The sequence below is a fragment of the Rhizobium aouanii genome (assembly GCF_037002925.1).
GTDB lineage: Bacteria > Pseudomonadota > Alphaproteobacteria > Rhizobiales > Rhizobiaceae > Rhizobium > Rhizobium aouanii.
In genome coordinates this window covers 367681-391602 of record NZ_JBAMYD010000002.1, presented here as the reverse complement: position 1 = coordinate 391602, position 23922 = coordinate 367681, and the positions used below count along the sequence as shown (strand labels likewise).

Sequence of the window (23922 nt, the reverse complement as noted above, 5' to 3'; positions counted from 1 at the left end):
CGGACGAAGGAAACAAGGCATGCCGCGCAGGCGCCCGTCAAAGCTTGACATCCGCCCACAAAACCACGAAGCCCGGTAAAAGACCGAACCCAGAGATTGCAGAACCCGCATGTCCGACATCGAAAAGCCGCTCTTCGGCCACCCATGGATTTTCATCCGCGGCGTGCCATCACTGAATTTTCTGCCGCCGGAAGGGCCGCTGGAAGTTGCCTTCGCCGGGCGCTCGAATGTCGGAAAGTCCTCGCTGATCAATGCGCTGGTCGGCCAGAAGGGGTTGGCGCGCACCTCGAACACGCCTGGGCGCACGCAGGAACTCAATTACTTCGTTCCGGACGGCTATTCCGGCGAAGGAGGCGACCTGCCGCCGACGGCGATCGTCGACATGCCCGGCTATGGTTATGCGCAGGCGCCGAAGGAACAGGTCGACAAGTGGACCAAGCTGGTTTTCGATTATCTGCGCGGCCGCGCGACGCTGAAGCGCGTCTATGTGCTGATCGACAGCCGCCACGGCATCAAGAAGAACGACGACGATGTGCTTGATCTGCTCGACAAAGCCGCCGTCTCCTACCAGATCGTGCTGACCAAGACCGACAAGATCAAGGCGGCGGGTGTGCCGAAGCTCATTGCCGAAACGGTGGAAAAGATCCGCAAGCGCCCGGCCGCCTATCCGGGCGTGCTGTCCACCTCGTCCGAAAAGGGCGATGGGCTGGACGATCTGCGCCAGGCGATCGCCGAAACCCTCGGCATCGCCCGTTGGAAGTAGGAAGGCCTGAGCACCGGGACGCGAAGCCATGTTTGGTGTAAAGGTCGCCGAGACATCCCAGCGTTGATGCGCGCACCAACAGAAAACTAACGGTTGACGTCGCAGGCTTGATGAGCTAGATAGCGACCATCGAATTTTGCTTGCTGGCTTGGTTATCGCGCGATTGGCACCGCGCCCTGAACGAACTTCCTTTCAAAAATCGCTATCACCATCCGCATCGCCTTGGCGTTGCGGTTCTTCAATATTGCTATGAAAGGGTTCATCATCATGACCACTGGCACAGTTAAATGGTTCAATTCCACCAAGGGCTTCGGCTTCATTCAGCCTGATGACGGCGGCGCTGACGCCTTCGTCCACATCTCTGCCGTCGAGCGTGCTGGAATGCGCGAAATCGTCGAAGGCCAGAAAATCGGCTACGAGCTTGAGCGTGACAACAAGTCGGGCAAGATGTCCGCTTGCAATCTCCAGAACGCTTAAATCGATATCTGCTTCCCTTTGACCACGGATGTACTGGCACTGCCGGAAGCACGCTATCAATCCAAGGCCAGGCGATTTGCCTGGCCTTTTTTGTTTTCGCTCGCGTGTCGAGCCCATCTATATCGGAGCCAACATGACAGAAACATACAGCAAGTCTCGCCAGCGGGCGGAGATTGCCTTCGGCAACGTCCAGACCCAGTTCTTCGCGAAGAACCAGGCGGCCGAAGAGCTCGAATCCGACGCCCAATCGCAACAGGCAAAGACGTTGCGGCTTCGGGAGGCCCGGCTTGCGAGGGAACATAGTAGCCGGGTGTCGGCAACCTCTGCCCTCATTGCGAAACGCGCCAGAGCCCGCTGAGATCGCACAAGGATCGGCAAGGCTCGAGATTTAAACGCGTCTGAAATGACGGGCTTGCAGATCACGCGTTGCAGCATGGCCGAAGGCGTGCTGGCATTCACTTGCACCAAGGAAGCGTCGATGGCAGAGACTGCGAACGAAATTCAATCGATCAATACGGCTTGGCAGATCGCCATTCAGGAAATCCTGCGCATGGTGATCAGAGATATGTATCACGGCGGCGGCGAAGCTTCGTTCAAGACCCATATCAAGCGTATCGAAGAAGCGGCCGTCGATAGTATCTACACGGATTTGCGGCTGCGCGGGACCGATGAATGGACGGAAGTGCTAGTCAAGGAAAGGGCGAGCAATTTCGTCACGACCCTGCTGACGTCATTTACGTATGACAGAGCTTAAAAATGTCGCGCAAGACTAGGCAGAAAAAAGACCTAAAGCGCGAAGAGTTTGGCTCTGAGTGGCTGTTCCGCGCCGTTTTGCAGCACTCCAGAAGACGCCGACAGATCTTCGCTGCGATCACGAAACCGATCGCGGAGGTTGATCAGCACCGATTGCGCTTGCCTCCTCCCGGTTTTTCAAGCAACCGTCAAATCGCGCCCGTGCAAGAAAAGTCGCCCCCTTGAGTGATCGTTGATGACTGACACCAAAGACCAGCCCCTTTCGCCCGAAGGTGTGGGCAACCTGCCTCACCTTGCCGAAGCCCTTGATGATAGCCGGTTTCGACATTTCCTCGATCATGTCCCATTCGCGGTGGCCGTCTCCGAACTCGGTGGCAACGAGCCGCTGATCTACGTCAATCTCGAATTCGAACGGCTGACAGCGCTCGGGGCAACCCAGGTTCAGGGAAAGCCCTGGCCGGACATTGAATTGAATTCTATCGCCGTTTCCGGAGAGGTGCCGCTCACAGCCGCGGTGACCTCTGCGGAGGAGTACATTGGCGCCTTCTCGCTCGCCGCCGAACCCGAGAGCACCGTCATTATCGATGTCTGGTCGAATACGATCGTCGACGATGACGACACGCCGCTTTTCCGACTGGTGGCCTTTGCTGCCCGCAATGAGGCGACGGCCGCTGAGAGTTTCAGCGAACTGCTGACGGAGAAAGATGTCCTTCTGCGGGAACTTCAGCATCGCGTGAAGAACAATCTTCAGATGATCACAGCGCTCATCCGAATGGAGGCGCGCAATGCTCAGCAGAATGAGGAAAGCGAGAGGTTTGCACGGCTTGCCGGGCGGATTGAAGCCCTGGCTCTGCTCTATCGCTCGCTGTCGGACGAAGAGAAAGGCGCCACGGTCGATCTTGGCACCTATGTCAGCCAGATTGCCGCCTCGGTGATGGCGGCCCATGCCGTGGAGGGGATCCGGCTTGACATGAAGGTCGATACCTGGCCGGTTTCGGTCGATGTCGCCATGCCGGCCGGGCTCGTCATCAACGAACTTCTCACCAATACGCTGAAGCATGCCTTCTTGGGGAGTGATGGCGGCGAGATCATGCTCCGCTGTGTGGTCGGCGATACCGGGTGCAGGATCACCGTTGCTGATAACGGGGTCGGTCTTCCCCAAAACGTGACTTGGCCGCAGCCGGGAAAGTTGAGCGCGATGATCGTACAGTCGCTGAAGCAGAATGCCCGCGCCGAGGTTGAAGTCAGCTCGTCCCCCGACACCGGGATGAGTGTCTCCCTCGTCTTCCCGAGAGCGGAAGCGGCCCCATAGAGCGCCGCGCGTTTTTCAGACGCGCTAAGGACGCTCTATCGCTTTGAATCTGCGCGTAATCCTTTCCGAAATTCCGATTTTCGGGGTTATGCGCTAGCCACCTCATCGATATGTGTTTGGGGCGCCCGAAGAGCGCCCCAATGCGTCTGCCGATACGAGTGGGCTTACATCTTCGGCAGCAGCACCTTGTCGACGACATGGATGACGCCGTTCGACTGCTTGACGTCGGCGATCGTCACATGGGAGACGCCGCCGTTTTCGTCGATCAGAGTGATCTTGCCCATGCTTTCCTTGGCTTTCAGCACGCAGCCGCCGACGGTCTTGATGTCGTGCTCGCCACCGTCATCCTTGATCATCTTGGCAACGGTCTTGGCCATCGCGTCGGCGGCAACGACGTGGCAGGTCAGAACCTTGGTGAGCGTTGCCTTGTTTTCCGGTTTCAGCAGCGTATCGACGGTGCCCTTCGGCAGGGCGGCGAAAGCTTCGTTGGTCGGCGCAAAGACGGTGAAGGGACCCTTGCCCTCGAGCGTGCCGACGAGGCCTGCTGCCTTGACAGCTGCGACCAGCGTCGTGTGGTCCTTGGAGTTCACGGCGTTCTCGATGATGTTCCTGCTATCGAACATCGCCGCACCGCCGACCGTCGGGTTCTTCGCGGCGGCGAAGGCGACTGCTGACATGGCGGCGGCAAGCGCGAAGCCGCGCAATACGGACTTGATCATGATTTTCTCCTCACCGGAAACCGTCCGCCGGCTTTATGCCTCAGCGTCGTCCGGACATTTCGAAGTACGGAAGGCCGCGCCAAGAGTTTCAGAGAGGAGACATATTTTACCGCCGGCGCGATTATGGCCGGCGCAGGGGACCGCTTGCAATCACCGGACCAGTCGCCTGGCCGGTCGGCGAACCGCCGAAGGGTTCGAGACTGACGGCAAGCGTTGCGCCATCGGCTAACATACTGCGCAGTTCGGCGGGAATGACAAGTTCACCGCTTTCGCCCGGCTGGAAGACGCCGAGCGATCTCGTCATGCCGCTGCCCGGGACCAGCCAAAGTTCCAGCGACTTCTCCTCCGGCTTGCCGGCGGCGACCGGCACGATCTTCAGCCGGCCGCTCTGAAGCTCGTAGGAGGCAAGAAGATTGATGGTGCTGTTCTGGCCCGAAAGCGAGGCTACCAGTGGTGCAGGCCCCTGCGGCTCCGGCACCACTCCGGAGGCGAAGATGACGGCGCTGGCGGCGACGACGATGCAGGCGAAGCTCAGCGAGCGCCAGAAAACGGCGGAATTCCAGAGCCCCTGCGAAAAGGAGGGGGGCTTCTGGCCATCGCCGAACAGCCGCGCTTCGATCTGCTTGAAGGTTTCCCGGTTCGGAGCAACGCCTTCGTACTCGTCGTTGAAGGCAGAGAGATTGGTTTCCCAGCGGCTGACGATCGCAGCGAAGGGGCGGTCGTGGCGCATGCGCTCTTCCACCACCCGGCGATCCTGCAACGACAGGACGCCAAGCACATATTCGCCGGCGAGAACCTCGTCGCGGGAGCGGTCTCCCTTGCTTTTGTCGGGCGATGTCATCGTTCCATGCACTCTCTCAGTTTCAAGAGGCTGCGCCTGAGCCAGGTCCGCATCGTATTCAGCGGAACACCAAACTGATCGGCCAGTTCCTGATAGCTCAGCCCTTCGACATAAGCCCGTTTCACCGCGACCGCACGATCAGCTTCCAACTCTTCCATGCAGGTGTCAATCCGCCTTCCTTCATCCTTTGTCACCGTCTGCATTTCCGGGTCGGGTCCGGCATCGGCAAGATCGTAGACCGTGTCCAATTCGTCGGCGACGGGCCTGCGCGCCCGCAGCGCATCGATCGACCGGTTGCGGGCAATCGCCGCCAACCATGCCGAGGACGAACCCGAGGCGACGGAGAAGCTGTGAGCGCGTTGCCAGATGCTGATATAGACTTCCTGCAGAGCTTCTTCGGCTTCCGTGCGATCCTTCAAGATACGCAGGCAGATCGAGAAAAGTTTCGGTCCGGTCTGATTGTAGAGGGCCACGAAAGCCCTGCGATCGCCGAGTGCGACGCGGCCGATCAGGTCTGCGATCTCATCGCCTTGCATGCCGTTCCTCATCTCAAGCTTGCGTGCGCCAGACCGTAACGGCGTCCGGCTCCGCGACAGATACGAAAAACTATTGCCCTCTGGATTATTCCCTCTGCCAGAAACTTGCGATAAAAGGCCGCGAACAATTCTGCGGGGTTCCCATGAACGAAACCGAAAGCGAAATGCAGGCGCGGCTTCTGGCCAAGGCACTGCCCTTCATGCAGCGTTACGAGAACAAGACGATTGTCGTGAAATATGGCGGCCACGCCATGGGCAATCCCGAGCTGGGCAAGGCCTTTGCCAGCGACATCGCGCTCTTGAAGCAATCGGGCGTCAACCCGATCGTCGTTCACGGCGGCGGCCCGCAGATCGGCGCCATGCTAAGCAAGATGGGCATCGAATCGAAATTCGAGGGCGGGCTTCGCGTCACCGACCAGAAGACGGTCGAGATCGTCGAGATGGTGCTCGCCGGCTCGATCAACAAGGAAATCGTCGCGCTCATCAACCAGACCGGCGAATGGGCGATCGGCCTTTGCGGCAAGGACGGCAACATGGTCTTCGCCGAAAAGGCGCGCAAGACCATCAAGGATCCGGATTCGAACATCGAGCGCGTGCTCGATCTCGGCTTCGTCGGCGAAGTGGTCGAGGTCGACCGGACGCTGCTCGATCTGCTCGCCCGCTCCGAAATGATCCCGGTCATCGCACCCGTGGCGCCCGGCCGCGACGGCGCCACCTATAATATCAATGCCGATACTTTCGCCGGCGCCATTGCCGGTGCGCTGAACGCCACCCGACTGCTATTCCTGACCGATGTGGCCGGCGTGCTCGACAAGAACGGCCAGCTCATCAAGGAGCTTTCCGTCGCTGAAGCGCATGCGCTGATCGCCGACGGCACGATCTCCGGCGGCATGATCCCGAAGGTCGAGACCTGCATCGATGCGATCAAGGCCGGCGTGCAGGGTGTCGTCATCCTGAACGGCAAGACCGCCCATTCCGTCCTGCTCGAGATCTTCACCGAGCATGGTATCGGAACGCTGATCGTTCCCTGATCGAGGCTGCGCTCTTCACTTGCGAAGGGCGGATCTTCTGCACACGGGAACAGGGTATCGAGGACAGAAATGCGCCTGACAGACTGCTATAATTTTCACGATTTCCGGCGCATGGCCAAACGGCGTCTTCCCGGGCCGATCTTCGACTATATAGACGGCGGTGCCGATGACGAGGTGACGTACCGGCGCAATACCGCGGCCTTCGAGGCCTGCGATCTGGTGCCTGACGTATTGCGCGGTGTGGCCGAGGTCGACATGTCGGTGACCGTCATGGGGCAGAAGCTCGCAATGCCGGTCTATTGCTCACCGACGGCGTTACAGCGCCTTTTTCACCACCAGGGAGAGCGGGCGGTCGCGGCCGCGGCTGCAAAACACGGGACGATGTTCGGCGTCTCCTCGCTCGGTACGATCAGCCTGGAGGAAGCCAGACAGATCAGCAACGGGCCGCAGGTCTATCAGTTCTATTTCCACAAGGACCGCGGCCTCAACCGCGAGATGATGGTGCGAGCGAAAAACGCCGGCGTGCAGGCGATGATGCTGACGGTCGACAGCATCACCGGCGGCAACCGCGAGCGCGACAAGCGCACGGGCTTTGCCATTCCCTTCAAGCTCAATCTTGCCGGCATGACCCAGTTCGCGATCAAGCCTTCCTGGGCGATCGACTGGCTGACGCACGAGCGCTTCCGTCTGCCGCAGCTTGAAAACCACGTCAAGATGGATGGCGGCGCGCTGTCGATCAGCCGATACTTTACCGAGATGCTGGACCCCTCGATGTCCTGGGATGACGTGGCGGAGATGGTGCGCGAATGGGGCGGGCCATTCTGCCTTAAGGGCATCATGTCGGTCGAAGACGCCAAGCGCGCGGCCGAGATCGGCTGCAGCGGTATCGTGCTTTCCAATCATGGCGGGCGCCAACTCGACGGCTCGCGCAGCGCATTCGACCAGCTGGCCGAGATCGTCGACGCCGTCGGCGACCGGATAGACGTGATGATGGATGGCGGCGTGCAGCGGGGAACGCATGTTCTCAAAGCATTGTCGCTGGGGGCGAAGGCCGTCGGGCTCGGGCGCTACTATCTCTTCCCGCTTGCTGCTGCCGGACAACCCGGCGTCGAACGGGCGCTGGAGACGATGCGCACCGAGATCGAGCGCGGCATGAAGCTGATGGGCTGCACCTCGGTCAGCCAGCTCAGCCGGCGGAATCTGCGCTTCCGGTCCTGAGCGGAACGGAATTGCATTCCGGGCCGCAGCCTTTCGCGCCAGATCTGCGGCCCTCGGGCATTCGATCTCAGAGCAGGCTATAAATCGCCGCTGCCTCCTGTTTCAACTTTTCCATCATCGATCGGTAAGGCCCCGGACCATAACTGACACGGCCGACGCCGAGTTTTGCCAGCGTCTTCACGTCCGGAGCGCCTGTCCGCATCATAATGTTGACCGGCAGCGGCGATGCCGCACAAATCTTCTCGATCAAGGCAGGATCGATCAAACCAGGCACGAAAAAGCCGCTGCCACCGGCGGCCGCATAGGCCTTGCCGCGCTCGATCGCCTCGTCCACCAGACCGGCATGTTTGGAAAGATCGCTCTCGGCCAGGAAGAGATCGGTGCGGGCGTTGATGAAGAAGGGGACGCCCTTCCCTTCGGCCATGGCGCGAATGGCGCTGATGCGGGCCGCCTGCCTCTCGATAGGATAGAGCCCGCCACCGCCGACCACCTGATCCTCGAAATTGATGCCGACGGCGCCGGCCTCCACCAGCTTGGCGACATTGGCGGCGGCACCCTCAGCCTCAGCCGAATAGGCGCCTTCGAAATCGACTGAAAGCGGCAGGTCGACGACAGCGGTGATGGATTTCGCCGTCTCCACCAGCACCGACATCGGCAACTTCTCGCCGTCGGCATAGCCATGGGCAGCGGCGACCGACCAGCTTCCTGTCGCAAGCGCCTTGGCGCCGGCATCGGCGACCGCCTTGGCCGTGCCGGCATCCCAGATATTGTAGAGAACAACCGGGTCGCCCTTGCGGTGCAGTGCGCCGAATGCCCGGGCCTTTTCGTTCTGGTTCATGCAGTCTCCTCCACGTTAGGTGCTTGTGCTCTGATCTTCTCTTCATGCCGCAGCAGCCATTGCTTGCGCCAGAGCCCGCCGCCATAGCCGGTCAACGAACCATCCGCGCCGAGGATGCGATGGCAGGGAACGATGATGGCAAGCTGGTTGGCGCCGTTGGCGCGACCGACGGCACGCACGACTTCCGGCCTTTCCATTTCCCTTGCGAGATCGCCATAGGCGCGCGTCTGGCCGGCGGGAATTTCCATGAGCTTAGCCCAGACATGTTTTTCGAAAGGCGTGCCGCCGAGCGCCAACGGCGTCTTGAAGACGGTGAGCCGCCCTTCGAAATAATCCCGGATCTCCGCCGCGATCTGGTCGATCGCCGGCGTGCGGCCGATCGCGACCGACGAGCGGACGCGCTTCTGCAACGCCTCGAGCTCGGTCGGCAGCGCCTTACGGTCGTGGAATTCGAGAAGATGCAGATACGTCTGGTCGGCGACGGCGATCATCGGCCCCAGCGGCGTGTCGAACCAGTTGGCAAAGAGCAGTTCGCGGTTCTGCGACAACGCCGGCGCCTTGCCGACAAGCCGCTGGAAAGCCGTCCGGAAACCGCTTGAGGAGTCATATCCCGCATCGAGCTGCGCATCGATGACGCGCGCGCCATCGGCCAGTTGCCGGGCCGCCTCGCCCAACCTGATATAGCGGACGATATCGTGGAAGGTCATGCCGAGCCGACGTTTGAAGGCGCGGCGCACGGTCGAGGGATCGTGGCCGCGGCGCACGAGCTCGTCCTCGGTCCAGCGCAGTTGCGGCTCGCGGTCGAGCGCTGCAAGCAGCTCGTCGACGATCGGCTCCCTGCCCGGCTGCTCCAGCGGTCTGCAGCGTTGGCACGGGCGGAAGCCGGAATGCATGCAGGCGGCGATCGTGTCGAAGAAGAGCGTATTTTCCCGCTTCGGCTTGCGCGCCGGGCAGGTGAGGCGGCAGAAGATGCCTGTCGTCTTGACGCAGACATAGGCTTGGCCCTCATAATCGGCGCTGCGCGCGATCAGGGCATCATAGAGCGTATCGTCATCGGGGCGTTCGAAAAGCATGACCGCTTTCTAGCATTCCATGCCTGCGCCGTCCGCCGAAAATCGGGCGTCTATTCTTTCTTGCCGATTTCCTTGGCGGATAAGCCGTGCCATAAGACCGCCATGACCAAGATCGATCGCACGCCCGATAGAGCCGATTTCCAGCACATCACCGACTGGGTCTTCGACCTCGACAACACGCTCTATCCGCATCATGTCAATCTCTTCGCGCAGATCGACAAGAACATGACCGCCTATGTCGCGGCACTCCTGCAGATGGAGCGGGAAGAGGCGCGCAAGCTGCAGAAGCAATATTACCTCGAGCATGGCACGACGCTGCAGGGCCTGATGATCCATCACGGCATCGACCCGAACGATTTCCTCGAAAAGGCGCATGCGATCGATTACACGGCGCTGACGCCGCAGCCGGAACTCGGCGAGGCGATCAAGGCGCTGCCGGGGCGCAAGTTCATCTTCACCAATGGCAGCGTCAAACATGCCGAAATGACGGCGGAGGCGCTCGGCATTCTCGAGCATTTCGACGACATCTTCGATATCGTCGCTGCCGATTACGTGCCGAAGCCGGCGCAGGCGACCTACGACAAGTTCACGGCGCTGAAGCGCGTCGAAACCACCAAGGCGGCGATGTTCGAGGATCTGCCGCGCAACCTGACGGTGCCGAAGGCGCTCGGCATGCAGACCGTGCTGCTGGTGCCGCGCAATCTGGAAGAGACGGTCGTCGAATGGTGGGAAAAGACCAGCGGCGAGGAGGATCATATCGATTTCGTCACCGACGATCTCGCTGCTTTTCTCCGCAGGATTATCGGCCTCGGCAAGATTACCGGCTGAAGCATTACGAAGTTTTCATTCAGCTTACCGATGTTTAACTGGGTCTTTCGGGCCTGCTGCCATAACTTCTTTCGTGAGGCGACACCTTACGAAAGGCAAACACGATGTTCCGCAACAAGCTGATACTGGCAGCACTTTCCTCCACCCTCATCTTCGGCGCAGCCGCCGGGGCAGGCTTTGCCGCACCCGGCGACGGGCCGCGCCAGCATCCTGGCATGGGCCGGCCCGGTCCGCGCTCTGATGCCTTCCGCGAGACCACCTATGTCCGCATGCTCAAGCAGTTCGACGCGAACAAGGACGGACAGGTCTCCAAGGACGAGGCGACCGCCGGCCTCGACAAGATCTTTGCTGCGATCGACACCAACAAGGACGGTTCGCTGACACCGGGCGAAATCCGCGCGTACCGGCAAACGCAGATGCAGGCGATGAAAGATCAGCGCAAGCAGGATGCCGACGAAAACAAGGATGCGAATGCCGCAGCCGAGACGGCAGACAATAACGACCAGGGACGGTCGCCGCGCGATGGTCACGACGGCCATGACGGACATCGCTGGATGCGCCATGGCGGCAACTTCATGCGCGCCTCGATGATGATGCGCCGGGTCGACACCGACGAGAACGGCCAGATTTCCAAACAGGAAGCCACAGCCGCCTTCGACAAGCTGTTTACCCGGATGGACCGCAACAAAGACGGTGTCATCTCGATCGACGACATGCCGGACCGGCCGCTCCTGTAAGGCCGCGCGACAACTTATCTTGTTATCTTGCCTCGGCGGGGAAAGGCTCCGCAGTTTCGTGCCTCTGGCGCGTCTATTCGCGGTGCTCGTAGAAATCCTGGACGATCTTCCATGCCGCTTCGGCCGTGTCGACGAAGCTGATCAGCTTGACGTCGTCGGGTGCGATCGTGCCGAATTCGGCCAATGCCTCGAAATTGATGATGCTGCGCCAGAACGCCTTCCCGAAGAGGATCAGCGGCAGGCGCTCCATGCGGCCGGTCTGGATCAACGTCAGGCATTCGAAGAATTCGTCGAGCGTGCCGAAGCCGCCGGGAAAGACCGCTATCGCCTTGGCGCGCACCATGAAGTGCATCTTGCGGATGGCGAAGTAGTGGAAGTTGAAGCTGAGTTCCGGCGTCACATAGGCGTTCGGCGCCTGCTCGTGCGGCAGCACGATGTTGAGGCCGATCGAAGGGGCGCCCTCGTCGGCCGCGCCGCGATTGCCGGCCTCCATCACGCCGGGGCCGCCGCCGGTGACGATGACATATTCGTGGAAATTGAAGGTGGCAGAATATTTCGAGCAGAGCCGGGCAAATTTGCGCGCCTCGTCATAATAGACGGAGGCCGCCTCCAGGTTGACGCGCTGGATATCGTTGCGGGCGGCCCAGGCGCTCTGGCCAGGGGCGGGAATGCGCGCGCCGCCGAACATGACGACGGTCGACTTGATGCCGCGTTCAGTCAGCATCATTTCCGTCTTCAGCAACTCCAGCTGCAGGCGGATCGGCCGCAACTCCTCGCGGCAGAGGAAATCTTCGTCGACATAGGCAAGGCGATAGGCAGGCGACAGCGTCTGCGGCGTCTTCGGCACGGCCTCGGCGCGCTGCTTATCGGTCGAACTACTCTTCAACGGGTCCCATACGCCATCCTTGCGCCGCGAACCGCCGTTTCGTCCCTTCGCCATGTCGAAATCCTTTCAGTATTGCCGGCCACGAAGCCGGATATGTCGCTATAACGCCTTGAATCCAGATATGATCTTGTTGGAAAAATCATTCCGTTCTACGGCTTCATGCTGTAGAGCAGGGGGAAACCCGCCAACCGCATTCCGGAGACCCCGCCGTCTCCACGATAAAGATCGAAGTTTAAGGAATTCTCATGAGCGCCACCGACCTCGCATCCCTCGAAAAGATCATCGAAGCCGCCTTTGACAATCGCGACAATGTGAACACGTCGACGAAGGGCGAGGTTCGCGATGCGGTCGAAGCAGCGCTCGATCTGCTCGATGCCGGCAAGGCCCGTGTCGCCGAACGTTCCGCCGACGGCGCCTGGTCGGTCAATCAGTGGCTGAAGAAGGCCGTGCTGCTGTCCTTCCGCCTCAACGACATGGACGTGGTGAAGGGCGGCTCGGGCAATTCCACCTGGTGGGACAAGGTTCCTTCGAAATTCGAAAACTGGGGCGAGAACCACTTCCGCGCCGCCGGCTTCCGCGCCGTGCCGAACTGCGTCGTGCGCCGCTCGGCTTACATCGCACCGAACGCGATCCTGATGCCCTCCTTTGTCAATCTCGGCGCCTATGTCGGCGAAGGCACCATGGTCGATACCTGGGCGACGGTCGGCTCCTGCGCGCAGATCGGCAAGCATGTGCATCTCTCCGGCGGCGTCGGCATTGGCGGCGTGTTGGAACCGATGCAGGCCGGCCCGACGATCATCGAGGACAATTGCTTCATCGGCGCCCGTTCCGAGGTGGTCGAAGGCTGCATCATCCGCGAAGGCTCGGTGCTTGGCATGGGCGTCTTTATCGGCAAGTCGACCAAGATCGTCGACCGCGCCACCGGCGAGGTGAGCTACGGCGAAGTGCCGCCCTATTCCGTCGTCGTCGCCGGCTCGATGCCGTCGGGTAATGCGACGATGGGCAACGGCCAGCCGGCGCCGCATCTCTACTGCGCCGTCATCGTCAAGCGCGTCGATGAAAAGACCCGCTCGAAGACCGGCATCAACGAGCTGCTCAGAGATTGATGACACCGGGACGTTGATCCGGTAAACAGACGGCGTCTTTTTACGCGAGGCGGCCCCGCCTTGCCATGTCTTTGCCATTCCCGCCGGATAGTTCGACCGCCATGACCGCTACCGACCCCGTCGCCAATCTCCAAACGCTGATTCGCTGCCCGTCCGTGACGCCCGCCGAAGGCGGCGCGCTCACGGCGCTGGAGGCGATGCTTGCGCCGCTCGGCTTTTCGGTCGACAGGGTGAAGGCGAGCGAAGAGGGAACGCCCGACATCGAAAACCTCTATGCCCGCCTCGGCAAGGACGGCCCGCATCTGATGTTTGCCGGCCATACCGATGTCGTGCCGGTCGGCGACGAAGCCGCCTGGACGCATCCACCCTTTGCCGCCCAGATTTCGAAGGGCGAGCTTTTTGGCCGCGGCGCCGTCGATATGAAGGGCGGTATTGCCTGTTTCGTTGCCGCCGTCGCCCGCCATATCGAGAAAAACGGGCCGCCCAACGGCTCGATCTCCTTCCTCATCACCGGCGACGAAGAAGGCCCGGCGATCAACGGCACGATCAAGCTGCTGCAATGGGCGGCCGAGCGCGGCGAGCGCTGGGATGCCTGCCTTGTCGGCGAGCCGACCAATCCGGACAGGCTCGGCGACATGATCAAGATCGGCCGGCGCGGCTCGCTGTCGGGCAGAATCACTGTTCACGGCGTGCAGGGCCATGCCGCCTATCCGCATCTTGCCGACAATCCGGTGCGCGGCATGCTGCAGCTGACGCAGGCGCTGATGGACCCGCCGTTTGACGGCGGCACCGGTGATTTCCAGCCGTCGAACCTCGAAGTGACCACGGTCGACGTCGGCAATCCGGCGACCAACGTCATCCCGGCCAAGGCATCGGCAAGCTTCAACATCCGCTTCAACGATAGCTGGACCGTCGAAACGTTGCGTGCCGAAATCCTGCGCCGTCTCGACGCCGCCGCAGGCAACGGCGCGCTGCGGCCGGGCCGCGAACCGGTGGCCTATGATATCGTCTGGGCCGACCGGCCGAGCCATGTCTTCCTGACGCGCAACAATGCGCTGATCGCCTCGCTGTCTTCAGCCGTCGAAAGCGTTGCCGGCCAGTCGCCGCGGCTTTCGACCACCGGCGGCACATCGGATGCGCGCTTCATCAAGGATTATTGCCCGGTCGTCGAGTTCGGGCTCGTCGGCCAGACGATGCACATGATCGATGAACGCGTCGCTGTCGCCGATCTGGAGACGCTGACGGCGATCTACGAAACCTTCATCGCCCGCTGGTTCGCCAATGCCGGGCTTTAGGGAGGTTCAATATTATCTGGCCGGCCTCTGGCTGCTGATCCGGCTGGATCCGCGCGGCTTCCGCTACCTCGACATGTCGGAGCGCGGCGTCAACCGCTCGTTCTGGGCGATGCTCTGGTGCCTGCCGCCGATGGGTATTTCCTGGCTCTGGTGGCGACAGGCCTTCCTGCGGTCGATGCCGCCGGAAGCCGATGTCGACTTTGCCTTCTATTTCAGGCTCGGCCTCGTCGAGGTCGCCAACTGGTTCGTGCCGCTGATCTTTGCCGGGCTGCTGCTGCTTGCCTTCCGTATGGGCGAGCGTTTCGCGCCCGTCGTCGTCAGCATCAACTGGCTCGGCGTGCCGCTCTCCTATATCAACGGGCTGCTGCTGGCGCTGGTGTTCTTCCTGCCCGGCTCCGTCGGCCTCGTCTCGCTGCTGCTGCTTGCCTTCATGCTGGCGCAGGTCTTCGTGCTGGCGCGCATCCTGCGGATGATCTGCCATGGCCATGCGCTGATGACCGGGGCGCTGACACTGGTGCTGCTCGTGCCATCGATGATCCTTTCGGAATATCTGCAGCACTTCCTCGGCATCTATCCCGTCTGATCAAGCTTACGAAGGATCGTCTGCATCCCCGTCATCGGTATCGGCATCGATGACAGGCCTGCGGCGGTCGGGGATCACGTCGGGATAATCCACCTGCATGAAATAGAGCCCGTCCGGTGGCGCCACCGGACCGCAGGCCTTGCGGTCGCGCGCCTCCAGTGCCGCCTCGACATCCTCAGGCGTCCATTTGCCTTCGCCGGCGAGCTTCAGCGTACCGGCGAAGGAGCGGATCTGGTTGTGAAGAAAACTCTGCGCCGTGGCGCGGATCTCGATCAGCTCGCCGCTGCGCGTCACATCCAGCCGGTCGAGCGTGCGCACCGGACTGTTTGCCTGGCAATGGGCGGCGCGGAAGGTGGAGAAATCGTGCCGGCCGACCAGCCTCTGGGCGGCGGCATGCATGACCTCGTGGTCGAGCACCTTCGGCACCCACCAGGCCTTGCCGGCTTCGAGCGCCAGCGGTGCGCGGCGGCTGACGATGCGATAGAGGTAATGGCGCCGCAGCGCCGAAAAGCGGGCATCGAAGAATTCGGGAGCCGCCTCGACGTCGAGTATGGAGACACGCTCGCCGGCAAGCCTCAGATGCGCGTTCAAGGCATTCTGCAGCTGGTAGGACGACCACTCCTTCGAAAGATCGGCATGGATCACCTGCCCCATGGCATGTACGCCGGAATCGGTGCGTCCGGCGCCGCGAACCGATACCGTCTCACCGGTTAGCGACAGCATTGCCGCCTCGATCGCGCCCTGCACCGAAGGGCCGTTCTCCTGCCGCTGCCAGCCGACATAGGGGCCGCCGTCATATTCGACGGTCATGCGGAAACGCGGCATCAGGACAGCCTCGTGCCGGCCGCAAGCTGCGTGCCCCTGAGGAAATCGGCCGCCGCCAGCGGCTTGCCGCCGGCCTTCTGCAGCCTGATCAACCGCACCGCGCCCGAGCCGCAGGCGACCACGAGATCATCCGTCAGCAATTGCCCGGCAGCACCCTGCCCCTCAGCCAGTTCGGACGCCAACACCTTCACCCGCTCCGGCTTGCCACCGGTCTCGAGCTCGAACCAGGCCCCCGGAAACGGCGCCAGGCCGCGGATGTGATTGTGCACATCCCCGGCATCCCTGGAAAAATCGATGCGCGTCTCGGCCTTGTCGATCTTGGCGGCATAGAGCACGCCGTCTTCCGGCTGCGGCGTCAGCGGCAGGTCGTTCATTTCGAGTTTCACCATGGCCTCCGCCATCGCCTTGGCACCGACCAGCATCAGCCGGTCGTGCAGTTCGCCAGCCGTCATGTTCGGGCCGATCTCGACCTCGCGAATGAGTGCCACGGCGCCGGTATCCAGACCCTTGTCCATCTTCATCACCATCATGCCGGTCTTTGTGTCGCCGGCCATGATCGCCCGCTGGATCGGAGCAGCACCGCGCCAGCGCGGCAGCAGCGAGGCATGACCGTTGTAGCAGCCATCGCGGGTGCCGTTCAAAATCGCTTCCGGCAGCAACAGTCCGTAGGCAACGACGACGCCGACATCGGCATTCAGGTCCCGAAACCTCTCGCGCTCCCCGGGGTCTTTGAAATTGACTGGGGTGAAGACCGGCAGGCCGAGCAGTTCGGCCGCCTGATGCACCGGCGATTTCTGCAGATCGAGCCCGCGCCGCCCGCCCGGCCGCGGCGGCTGCGTATAGACCGCAACGATCCTGTGGCCGGCATCGACGAGCAGGCGCAGGGTCGGAACCGAGAACGCCGGGGTTCCCATGAAGATGATGCGAAGAGACATTTTATCTCGCCAATTGAGGATCAACCGTCTTCAAACGGGTTTACGAGCTTGAGATCAAGCCCCTCGAAATCTCGGATATTGCGGGTCGCAAGCGTCGCGCCGTTGGCAAGGCAGATGGCCGCAATCATAGCATCCTGGACCGAAATCGGCCGCCCCATGCTTTCGCGTTTCGCCCGCAAGCGACCGGTTGCCATGGCCGTTTCCAAATCCCAGCCGGCGATACGATCGCGAAACTGGCCTTTCACCAAATTCTCGATCGCGCGAAAGAAGCGGTCCGATCCTGTCTTCAAGAAAACCCTTTCGGCTCCGTAAATCTGCTCCATCAAGCCAACCGTGCAAAGCCAGATTCTCGAGCCATCCTGCTGCAATATCCAGGCCTTCACCTTTTCATTCGGCAATGGCCTGGCGAACTCGGAAATCACATTCGTATCGAGAACGATCATTCGAAATCCTCGAACGGCCGGCCGAAATCCTTTTTCCGCGCGGCCTCGATTTCGTCCATGATTGCAGCAAATTCATCGTCGACTGCGTTTTCGCTGACGAAAGCGGCGCGTATTGCTTCGTATGCCGACAAAGTCGCGGGCTTTGCTTCTGCTTTTCTTTTCAGCGCTTCCCGCAAAAGCTCCTTAGCCTCGTCAGAAAGGCTGTTGCCGCTCCGCTGCGCCGATTCCGCAATGTCTCGCTTCATTGCTTCGGAAATATTTCTGATCAGAAAATCACCCATTCGGCACCTCCATCATGATATCAGTGATATCATAGTGGATCGCCGGTGAATTTTCAACGCAACGTCAGAGCGCCTTGGACTTCGCCGCCTTGGTGAATTTCTTGATCACCATCTCCCGCTTCAGCCGCGAGATGTAATCGATGAAGAGCACGCCGTTCAGGTGGTCGATCTCGTGCTGCAGGCAGGTGGCAAGCAGCCCGTCGGCTTCCACGGTCTGTTCCTTGCCGTTGCGGTCGAGATATTTGACCGAGACGACAGCCGGGCGCTCGACCTCGGCATAATAATCCGGAATCGAAAGACAGCCTTCCTCATAGACGGAACGCTCGTCGGAGGATTTGATGATCTCAGGATTGATGAAGACCTGCGGCTGCTTTTCCTCGCCCTCGCGCGCGATGTCGATGACGAGCATGCGGCGCGGCACGCCGATCTGGATGGCGGCAAGGCCGATGCCCGGCGCGTCGTACATGGTTTCCAGCATATCGTCGGCAAGACGCTGCAGGTCGGAATCCACCCGCTCGATCGGCTTGGACAGCTGGCGGAGAACGGGATCGGGAAGAATGATGAGTGGCTTGATGGTCATGGCGTTCCCATAACCCATCTTTTCCGACTATGGAATTATCCGGCAGGCGGGGAATACGCTTTTTTGCATCCCCGTCTGGAATTTTGCCATATTCAACCTCATGCCGCCTGATGGGCAGCAGCGGCAAAATGGTCTTCCGGCCGGGAGCGGAAACGCCGCAGCAGCTCGACCAGCGTCTCCACCTCGTCCTTGAGGCGGCGCGTTTCCGCCGAAGAGTGCTCGACCATGTCCGAATTCTGCTGGGTGATCGCACCCATGTTTCGGACTTCTCCCCAAGGGAGGAAGAGCAGCGGCTTGCGAAGATATTGAGGATCGTCAATTCTGTTCACGTTTTGATCTATAAATCGCCATTTCTTCTGTTATGCTTGCGGCATGACCATCCATTCCGAATCGCTCGCCCTTGCCCTTGCCTCGATCAGCCCGGCCATGCTGGCGCTTGTCGGTGGCGTTCTCGCCGCCCTCGCCCTGCTGGTGATCGTGCTTCTGCTGCGCGGCGCCAGCCTTCGTCGCGAGCAGGCGGAGGAAGCGAGCTTTCGTGCTCAGGAAAACGAAGCGCGGATGGCCGAGCTCTTGAAGATCCAGGCGGAGATGCAGGGCCGCATCGCGGCGATGACCGAGGTCTTCGGCGCGCGGCAGAGCGAACTCAACCAAACGATCAGCCAACGCCTCGACGGCATGTCGCAGCGCATGAGCACGACGATCACCGAGCAGACGAAATCGACGCATGATAACCTGCAGCGGCTGCAGGAGCGGCTGGCGGTCATCGATGCCGCGCAGAACAATATCCAGACTCTCGCCAAGGATGTCGTCGGGCTGCAGGCCATTCTCTCCAACAAGCAGACGCGCGGCGCCTTCGGCCAGTCCAGGATGGAAACGATCGTCGCCGATGGTCTGCCGATGGGCGCCTACGCCTTCCAGCAGACGCTCAGCAACGGTTCGCGGCCGGACTGCACGATCCGCATGCCGAACGGCGCGCCGCCGCTGGTGATCGACGCGAAATTTCCGCTCGAAGCCTGGAACGCGATTCGCGACGCCGGCAGCCCCGAGACCGGCAAGATCGCCGGTCAGCAATTCCGCCGCGACATGGAGGTCCATATAAGGGACATTTCCGAGAAATATCTGATCCAGGGGGAAACCCAGGATACGGCCTTTCTCTTCGTGCCGTCCGAATCGATCTTCGCCGAGATCCACGAGCATTTCGAGCCGGTGGTGCAGAAGGCGCACCGCGCCCGCATCGTCATCGTCTCGCCGTCGCTGCTGATGCTGTCGATCCAGGTCATCCAGGCCGTGCTCAAGGATCAGCGCATGCGGGCGCAGGCGCATCTGATCCAGGGCGAGGTGGCGATCCTGATGGACGATCTCAGCCGCCTCGACGAGCGGGTGCGCAAGCTGCAAGGCCATTTCGCCATGGCGCAGAAGGATATCGACATGGTGGTCACGTCAGCCGACAAGCTCACCAAGCGCGGCGCCAGGATCGAAGCGCTGGAATTCGAGGCGGGTGGCGGCGATGCCAAGCCCGCCCGCGACAGCGAAGCCGCGGCCAAATCGGTGGTAAGCCGCACCGGTCTTCTGAAGCTGCGGGTGGTTGACGAGGAGTGACCGGTTCGGGCAGTGTCGCGCCCGCATGAAACAGTAGGAGCATGATTTCGCCCGCATGCTCCAGAAGACGGGACACATTCATGATCACAGTTTTCGGGTCCATCAACATGGATCTCATCGCCACGACCGAGCGCCTGCCGAAGCCCGGCGAGACGGTGGCCGGCAACGGCTTTGCCACGGCCGCCGGCGGCAAGGGCGCCAACCAGGCGCTGGCAGCGCGCCGCGCCGGCCGCTACGTGCATATGGCTGGCGCCGTCGGCAAGGATGCCTTCGCTGCGGAGGCACTGGCCCTGCTCGATGATGCAGGTACCGACCTTTCTCTGATCAAACATGTCGACGGCCCCACAGGCACGGCGCTGATCCTTGTCGGCGGCGACGGCGAAAACATGATTGCCGTCGTTCCCGGCGCCAACGGCCAGGTCACGCCTGCCGATGCCGAGACGGCGATCGGCCGCATGAACGAAGGCGATATCCTGATGCTGCAGCTCGAAGTGCCGGCTGCTGCCGTCGAACGCGCGCTGTCGGCCGCCCGCGCCAAGGGCGTCACCAGCATTCTCAACCTCGCGCCACTGATCCCCGATGCGCCGCGTCTCGGCCGGCTCGCCGATATCGTCATCGCCAACGAGACCGAGTTCGAACGGCTCGCCGGGCAGGAGAGCATGGACGCCCAGGCGCGCGAGGCCGCCCTTATGCACCTCCATGCGGAGACCGGCCAGACGCTGATCGTAACGCTCGGCGCTGACGGGGTCATCGCCATTCGCGACGGGGCGATTTCAAGGGCGCAGGGGCTCAAGATCGAACCTGTCGATACGGTCGGCGCCGGAGACGCTTTCTGCGGCTATTTCGCCGCCAGCCTCGACGACGGCCTCGATTTTGTCTCGGCGCTGCGCCGTGCGGCGGTTGCGGGTTCGCTCGCCTGCCTCAAGGCCGGGGCACAACCGTCGATCCCCTTGAGCGAGGAAGTCGCAGACAGGATATAGGCGCGTCTCTTTGCGAAACGGCCGCCGGAACGCCCTGTAATTCAGGGCGTTCCGGCGATTTTCCTGGCTCCGATCGATAGAGTTTTCATTCAAATTTAAGAGATTTCCGGCGATGTTCCTCATGGCCGCCGGCGCCTCCCACTTTCTGGAATCCGGCCGTCCACTGCATAATTCCTTAAATCGGAATCGATTTAAGGATAAAATTATGCAGCGATTCAAAGTGCTACAGCGTCCTTTGCGCGTCTGAAAAGACGCGCGGCGCTGTCGGCGGCTGCTCCATGACGGGGCGAGCCTTTGCTCCTGCGCCGGAGAATGCCCGTTCGGCGCATCCTTGCCCGAGGACCCTTATGTTCATTTTTCGCATGAAATCGCTTGCGGCGAAACTCATCGTCATCACTGGCATCGCCATCGCGCTTGTTCTCATCGTTTCGAACTTTTTCCTCATCGGCCAGACCCGGGATCGCGTCCAGACGCTGACGATGGATCAGGCCAACCTGGAGGCAAAATCGATCGCCAATGAAATCGCCGCCAATGTCGGCGAACTCGCCAGCGCCGCGCGCACCATGTCGGGCGTCATCGGCCGCGGCCATGAAGGCAAGTCGCTCGATCGCAAGGGCATGATCAACGTGCTGAAGGCCAATCTCGAGCAGAACGCCTTCGCCTTCGGCAGCTGGTTCTGCGAGCAGCTCGGCGCGCTTGACGGCAAGAGCACCGAGATCGCCAACAATAATGACGAAGGCACCAACAAGAACGGCGCCTTCACGCCTTACTGGTCGAAGACCAAGGACGGCGGCATTCAATATTCGACCTTCGACAATGATTATACCGCCGCATGGTGGAAGCTTGCCGCCGACAGCGGCAAGGGCGCGATCACCACGCCCTATATGGCCGAAGGAACCGACGTGCCGACGCTGCTGACCTCGATCGCCTATCCGGTCATGTCTGCTGGTAAGATGATCGGCGTCGGCGGCGTCGACATTTCGCTGAAGTCGTTGACCGACAAGCTGCAGGCGCTGCATCCTTTCGGTTCGGGCCGCGTCACGCTGCTGTCGCAGGCCGGCAACTGGATCGTCGCGCCGATCCCCGACCTGATGACCAAGGAATATGACGGCGAGGGCGCCCACATCGTCAAGTCGGCGCTGTCGAGCAAACAGCCCGGCCTCGTCAGGAACCTCACCTATGACGGCCTCGATCCCTTCGATCGCGTCGTCTATCCGTTCTCGGTTCCCGGCGTCAACGCCACCTGGGTCGTGCTCGTCGACGTGCCGCACACGGCGATCAACGCGCCGGTGCGGGACCAGACCTACATGATGATCATCAACGGGCTGATCGTGCTTGGTGCGGTGATGCTGGCGCTCTATTTCGCCGTCCGCTCTTTCGTGCAGCGGCCGCTCGGCGGGCTGGTCGCCAGCGTCAAGGCGCTGAGCGACGGCCAGTATGGCGAACCAGTCGCCGCCCAGGACCGCAGCGACGAAGTCGGTTCGGTCGCCAAGGCGCTCGAAGGCTTCCGCTTCACCCTCGCCGACAGCCGCCGCCTCGAAGACGAGGCCGCAGACCAGAGACAGGCGGCCGAGGCCGAGCGCAGCCGCTCGGAATCGGAGCGCCAGGAATCGGTGTCACTGCAGCGCCATATCGTCTCGATCGTCGGCGCCGGCCTTTCCGAGCTGTCACAGGGCAATCTCAGCCACCGCATCACCGACGAGTTCCCCGGCGAATACGGCAAGCTGAAGCAGGATTTCAACGCCGCGCTCGCGAGCCTCGAAGAGACCATCAACACGATGAACCTCAGCGTCGCCAGTATCGGCTCCGGCACCGGTGAAATCAGCAACAGCGCTTCCGACCTCGCCAAGCGCACCGAGCAGCAGGCAGCCAGCCTGGAAGAGACGGCGGCCGCGCTCAACGAACTCACTGCGCAGGTCGATTCCAGCGCCGAGAATGCGCGCACGGCGGCCGACAACGTCAACCTCGCCTGCCAGGATGCCGAAAAGTCCGGCGAAGTGGTGCAGAAGGCGATCGCCTCGATGCAAGGGATCGAACAGTCCTCGACGGAGGTTTCGCGGATAATCGGCGTCATCGACGAGATCGCCTTCCAGACCAACCTGCTCGCCCTGAACGCTGGCGTCGAGGCGGCCCGTGCCGGGGAAGCCGGCAAGGGTTTTGCCGTCGTCGCCCAGGAGGTGCGTGAACTCGCACAGCGCTCGGCCAATGCCGCCAAGGAGATCAAGACGCTGATCAACAGCTCAGCCGTCCAGGTCAAGGAGGGCGTCGATCTCGTCGGGCGCGCCGGCGGCACGCTGCACAAGATCGCCGAACAGGTGATGGGCATCAACGACCTCATCCGGCAGATCTCGGCATCGGCCAGCGAACAGGCTGTCGGCCTGAAGGAAATCAATCAGGCCATGAACCAGATGGATCAGGTGACGCAGCAGAATGCGGCCATGGTAGAGGAAGCGACCGCTGCCAGCGTCGCGCTCAACGACGAGGCACAAACGCTGAAGGCGCTCGCCACGCGCTTCAACGTCTCGGGTTCGGGCAAAGCCGCGGCCCTTGCCTCAGTCGCGCAAAGGATGCGGGCACCGGCGACTTCAGCCCTTTCGCCTCGCGCGAGCGCCCCGGCGGTCCGCCGCCCCGTTGCCCCGTCGCGCGGATCCGCTGCCGTGGCGCAGGACAGCTGGGAAGAGTTCTGATCGTTCAGCCCCTCGTAACGCAAAAGGCGCCTGGGATATCAGGCGCCTTTTCACATTCGGGGATAATACAGCGTCAGGCGGCGTTCGACGTCTGCTCTTCGTTGAGGAAGGCGTAGATCGCCGAGGCGGACTCGGTGGCACGGAGCTTGGCGACCAGATCGTGATCGCGCAGTACGCGGGCGATCCGCGACAGTGCCTTGAGATGATCGGCGCCCGCGCCCTCCGGCGCAAGCAGCAGGAACACGAGATCGACCGGCTGGTCGTCCAGCGCCTCGAAATCGACCGGCTGTTCCAGTCGGGCGAAGATGCCGACGATCGAATGGATGTTTCCCAGCTTGCCGTGGGGAATGGCGATGCCGTTGCCGACGCCGGTCGAGCCCAAGCGTTCGCGCTGCAGGATGACGTCGAAGATCTCGCGCTCGGAAAGCCCCGTGATCCTGGCGGCTCTTGCAGCCAATTCCTGAAGCAACTGTTTCTTGGAATTTACTCTGAGGGCGGGAATGATCGCATCCTGATGGAGCAAATCTGCCAATGCCATTTCTTTTTCCTTCTGTCGCCGGGATCAAATGCAAGGAGCGGCGGCAATACCGCCGCTC

At 61.6% G+C, this 23922-nt stretch carries 27 protein-coding genes and 1 pseudogene; 15 read left to right on the top strand and 13 right to left on the bottom strand.

What is annotated here, in order from left to right; all coding sequences use genetic code 11:
* The first annotated feature begins 109 nt into the window (after positions 1–109).
* The 5 genes from yihA (at position 110) to V8P77_RS05270 (ending at position 3305) form a co-directional block, all read left to right on the top strand.
* Positions 110–763 (top strand): ribosome biogenesis GTP-binding protein YihA/YsxC, encoded by a 654-nt coding sequence (gene yihA, locus V8P77_RS05290; protein WP_335911125.1) that lies wholly within the window; start codon positions 110–112, stop codon positions 761–763.
* 267 nt (positions 764–1030) lie between these two features.
* Complete coding sequence (locus V8P77_RS05285) at positions 1031–1240, top strand: cold-shock protein (protein ID WP_335911124.1); 210 nt, start codon at positions 1031–1033, stop codon at positions 1238–1240.
* A 133-nt stretch (positions 1241–1373) separates the two neighbouring features.
* Positions 1374–1598 (top strand): hypothetical protein, encoded by a 225-nt coding sequence (locus tag V8P77_RS05280; protein ID WP_335911123.1) that lies wholly within the window; start codon positions 1374–1376, stop codon positions 1596–1598.
* A gap of 120 nt (positions 1599–1718) precedes the next feature.
* Entirely contained in the window at positions 1719–1994 is a 276-nt protein-coding gene (locus V8P77_RS05275) for a hypothetical protein (protein WP_168275629.1), read from the top strand.
* 234 nt (positions 1995–2228) lie between these two features.
* Positions 2229–3305: a sensor histidine kinase gene (locus V8P77_RS05270; protein ID WP_335911122.1), complete on the top strand. Its 1077-nt coding sequence runs from the start codon at positions 2229–2231 to the stop codon at positions 3303–3305.
* Between the two features lie 164 nt (positions 3306–3469).
* On the opposite strand, the gene V8P77_RS05265 is transcribed toward V8P77_RS05270, so the two are convergent.
* The 3 genes from V8P77_RS05265 to V8P77_RS05255 all read right to left on the bottom strand — a co-directional run bounded on the left by V8P77_RS05265 (position 3470) and on the right by V8P77_RS05255 (position 5401).
* Positions 3470–4024 carry a fasciclin domain-containing protein gene (locus tag V8P77_RS05265; protein WP_335911121.1) on the bottom strand — a complete coding sequence of 185 codons (555 nt, stop codon included), beginning with the start codon at positions 4022–4024 and terminating at the stop codon, positions 3470–3472.
* 121 nt (positions 4025–4145) lie between these two features.
* Complete coding sequence (locus V8P77_RS05260; protein WP_335911120.1) at positions 4146–4865, bottom strand: anti-sigma factor; 720 nt, start codon at positions 4863–4865, stop codon at positions 4146–4148.
* Positions 4862–5401 (bottom strand): sigma-70 family RNA polymerase sigma factor, encoded by a 540-nt coding sequence (locus tag V8P77_RS05255; protein ID WP_335911119.1) that lies wholly within the window; start codon positions 5399–5401, stop codon positions 4862–4864. The genes V8P77_RS05260 and V8P77_RS05255 overlap by 4 nt, the downstream gene beginning before the upstream one ends.
* Positions 5402–5544: 143 nt before the next feature.
* Between V8P77_RS05255 and argB the strand changes: the two genes are divergently transcribed.
* Entirely contained in the window at positions 5545–6432 is an 888-nt protein-coding gene (gene argB, locus V8P77_RS05250; RefSeq protein WP_221949524.1) for an acetylglutamate kinase, read from the top strand.
* Positions 6433–6501: 69 nt separating this feature from the next.
* Entirely contained in the window at positions 6502–7650 is a 1149-nt protein-coding gene (locus tag V8P77_RS05245) for an alpha-hydroxy acid oxidase (RefSeq protein WP_335911118.1), read from the top strand.
* Positions 7651–7717: 67 nt separating this feature from the next.
* On the opposite strand, the gene V8P77_RS05240 is transcribed toward V8P77_RS05245, so the two are convergent.
* Both V8P77_RS05240 and V8P77_RS05235 read right to left on the bottom strand, forming a co-directional pair.
* Positions 7718–8488: an isocitrate lyase/PEP mutase family protein gene (locus V8P77_RS05240; protein ID WP_335911117.1), complete on the bottom strand. Its 771-nt coding sequence runs from the start codon at positions 8486–8488 to the stop codon at positions 7718–7720.
* Positions 8485–9561 (bottom strand): bifunctional transcriptional activator/DNA repair enzyme AdaA, encoded by a 1077-nt coding sequence (locus V8P77_RS05235; protein WP_335911116.1) that lies wholly within the window; start codon positions 9559–9561, stop codon positions 8485–8487. The genes V8P77_RS05240 and V8P77_RS05235 overlap by 4 nt, the downstream gene beginning before the upstream one ends.
* A 102-nt stretch (positions 9562–9663) precedes the next feature.
* Here V8P77_RS05235 and V8P77_RS05230 point away from each other — a divergent pair, with 102 nt between their 5' ends.
* Positions 9664–10389, top strand: a complete 726-nt coding sequence (locus V8P77_RS05230) for a pyrimidine 5'-nucleotidase (protein ID WP_335911115.1) — start codon at positions 9664–9666, stop codon at positions 10387–10389.
* Between the two features lie 104 nt (positions 10390–10493).
* Positions 10494–11126 carry an EF-hand domain-containing protein gene (locus V8P77_RS05225; protein WP_335911114.1) on the top strand — a complete coding sequence of 211 codons (633 nt, stop codon included), beginning with the start codon at positions 10494–10496 and terminating at the stop codon, positions 11124–11126.
* Between the two features lie 73 nt (positions 11127–11199).
* Here the strand turns inward: V8P77_RS05225 and V8P77_RS05220 are convergent, their stop codons facing one another.
* Entirely contained in the window at positions 11200–12066 is an 867-nt protein-coding gene (locus tag V8P77_RS05220) for an LOG family protein (RefSeq protein ID WP_335911113.1), read from the bottom strand.
* A 191-nt stretch (positions 12067–12257) separates the two neighbouring features.
* On the opposite strand from V8P77_RS05220, the gene dapD reads away from it, so the two are divergent.
* From dapD to V8P77_RS05205, 3 genes are all read left to right on the top strand, one after another.
* On the top strand, positions 12258–13118 hold the full coding sequence (gene dapD / locus V8P77_RS05215) for a 2,3,4,5-tetrahydropyridine-2,6-dicarboxylate N-succinyltransferase (protein ID WP_221994963.1): 861 nt from the start codon (positions 12258–12260) through the stop codon (positions 13116–13118).
* A gap of 101 nt (positions 13119–13219) precedes the next feature.
* Positions 13220–14413, top strand: a complete 1194-nt coding sequence (gene dapE, locus V8P77_RS05210) for a succinyl-diaminopimelate desuccinylase (protein ID WP_335911112.1) — start codon at positions 13220–13222, stop codon at positions 14411–14413.
* Positions 14400–14996, top strand: coding sequence for a hypothetical protein (locus tag V8P77_RS05205; RefSeq protein ID WP_335911111.1), 597 nt, complete (start codon positions 14400–14402; stop codon positions 14994–14996). Before dapE ends, V8P77_RS05205 begins: the two co-directional genes overlap by 14 nt.
* A gap of 6 nt (positions 14997–15002) precedes the next feature.
* On the opposite strand, the gene truA is transcribed toward V8P77_RS05205, so the two are convergent.
* The 6 genes and pseudogenes from truA to V8P77_RS05175 all read right to left on the bottom strand — a co-directional run.
* Positions 15003–15821 (bottom strand): tRNA pseudouridine(38-40) synthase TruA, encoded by an 819-nt coding sequence (truA, locus tag V8P77_RS05200; RefSeq protein ID WP_335911110.1) that lies wholly within the window; start codon positions 15819–15821, stop codon positions 15003–15005.
* Positions 15821–16756: a methionyl-tRNA formyltransferase gene (gene fmt / locus V8P77_RS05195; protein WP_335911109.1), complete on the bottom strand. Its 936-nt coding sequence runs from the start codon at positions 16754–16756 to the stop codon at positions 15821–15823. The genes truA and fmt overlap by 1 nt, the downstream gene beginning before the upstream one ends.
* Before the next feature lie 20 nt (positions 16757–16776).
* On the bottom strand, positions 16777–17199 hold the full coding sequence (locus V8P77_RS05190; protein ID WP_029873885.1) for a type II toxin-antitoxin system VapC family toxin: 423 nt from the start codon (positions 17197–17199) through the stop codon (positions 16777–16779).
* Entirely contained in the window at positions 17196–17480 is a 285-nt protein-coding gene (locus tag V8P77_RS05185) for a plasmid stabilization protein (RefSeq protein WP_164055352.1), read from the bottom strand. Before V8P77_RS05185 ends, V8P77_RS05190 begins: the two co-directional genes overlap by 4 nt.
* A gap of 64 nt (positions 17481–17544) precedes the next feature.
* Positions 17545–18060: a peptide deformylase gene (def, locus tag V8P77_RS05180; RefSeq protein WP_335911108.1), complete on the bottom strand. Its 516-nt coding sequence runs from the start codon at positions 18058–18060 to the stop codon at positions 17545–17547.
* Between the two features lie 98 nt (positions 18061–18158).
* Positions 18159–18326 (bottom strand): annotated as a pseudogene (locus V8P77_RS05175) (globin-coupled sensor protein); the annotation flags it as partial.
* A 106-nt stretch (positions 18327–18432) separates the two neighbouring features.
* Between V8P77_RS05175 and V8P77_RS05170 the strand changes: the two are divergent.
* The 3 genes from V8P77_RS05170 (at position 18433) to V8P77_RS05160 (ending at position 23326) form a co-directional block, all read left to right on the top strand.
* Positions 18433–19659, top strand: a complete 1227-nt coding sequence (locus tag V8P77_RS05170) for a DNA recombination protein RmuC (protein WP_335911107.1) — start codon at positions 18433–18435, stop codon at positions 19657–19659.
* 80 nt (positions 19660–19739) lie between these two features.
* Positions 19740–20639: a ribokinase gene (locus V8P77_RS05165; RefSeq protein ID WP_335911106.1), complete on the top strand. Its 900-nt coding sequence runs from the start codon at positions 19740–19742 to the stop codon at positions 20637–20639.
* 347 nt (positions 20640–20986) lie between these two features.
* A complete protein-coding gene (locus V8P77_RS05160) occupies positions 20987–23326 on the top strand; it encodes a methyl-accepting chemotaxis protein (protein ID WP_335911105.1) in 2340 nt (779 codons plus the stop codon).
* Positions 23327–23399: 73 nt separating this feature from the next.
* Here the strand turns inward: V8P77_RS05160 and ptsN are convergent, their stop codons facing one another.
* Positions 23400–23864 carry a PTS IIA-like nitrogen regulatory protein PtsN gene (gene ptsN, locus V8P77_RS05155; protein WP_011650215.1) on the bottom strand — a complete coding sequence of 155 codons (465 nt, stop codon included), beginning with the start codon at positions 23862–23864 and terminating at the stop codon, positions 23400–23402.
* Positions 23865–23922 lie beyond the last annotated feature (58 nt).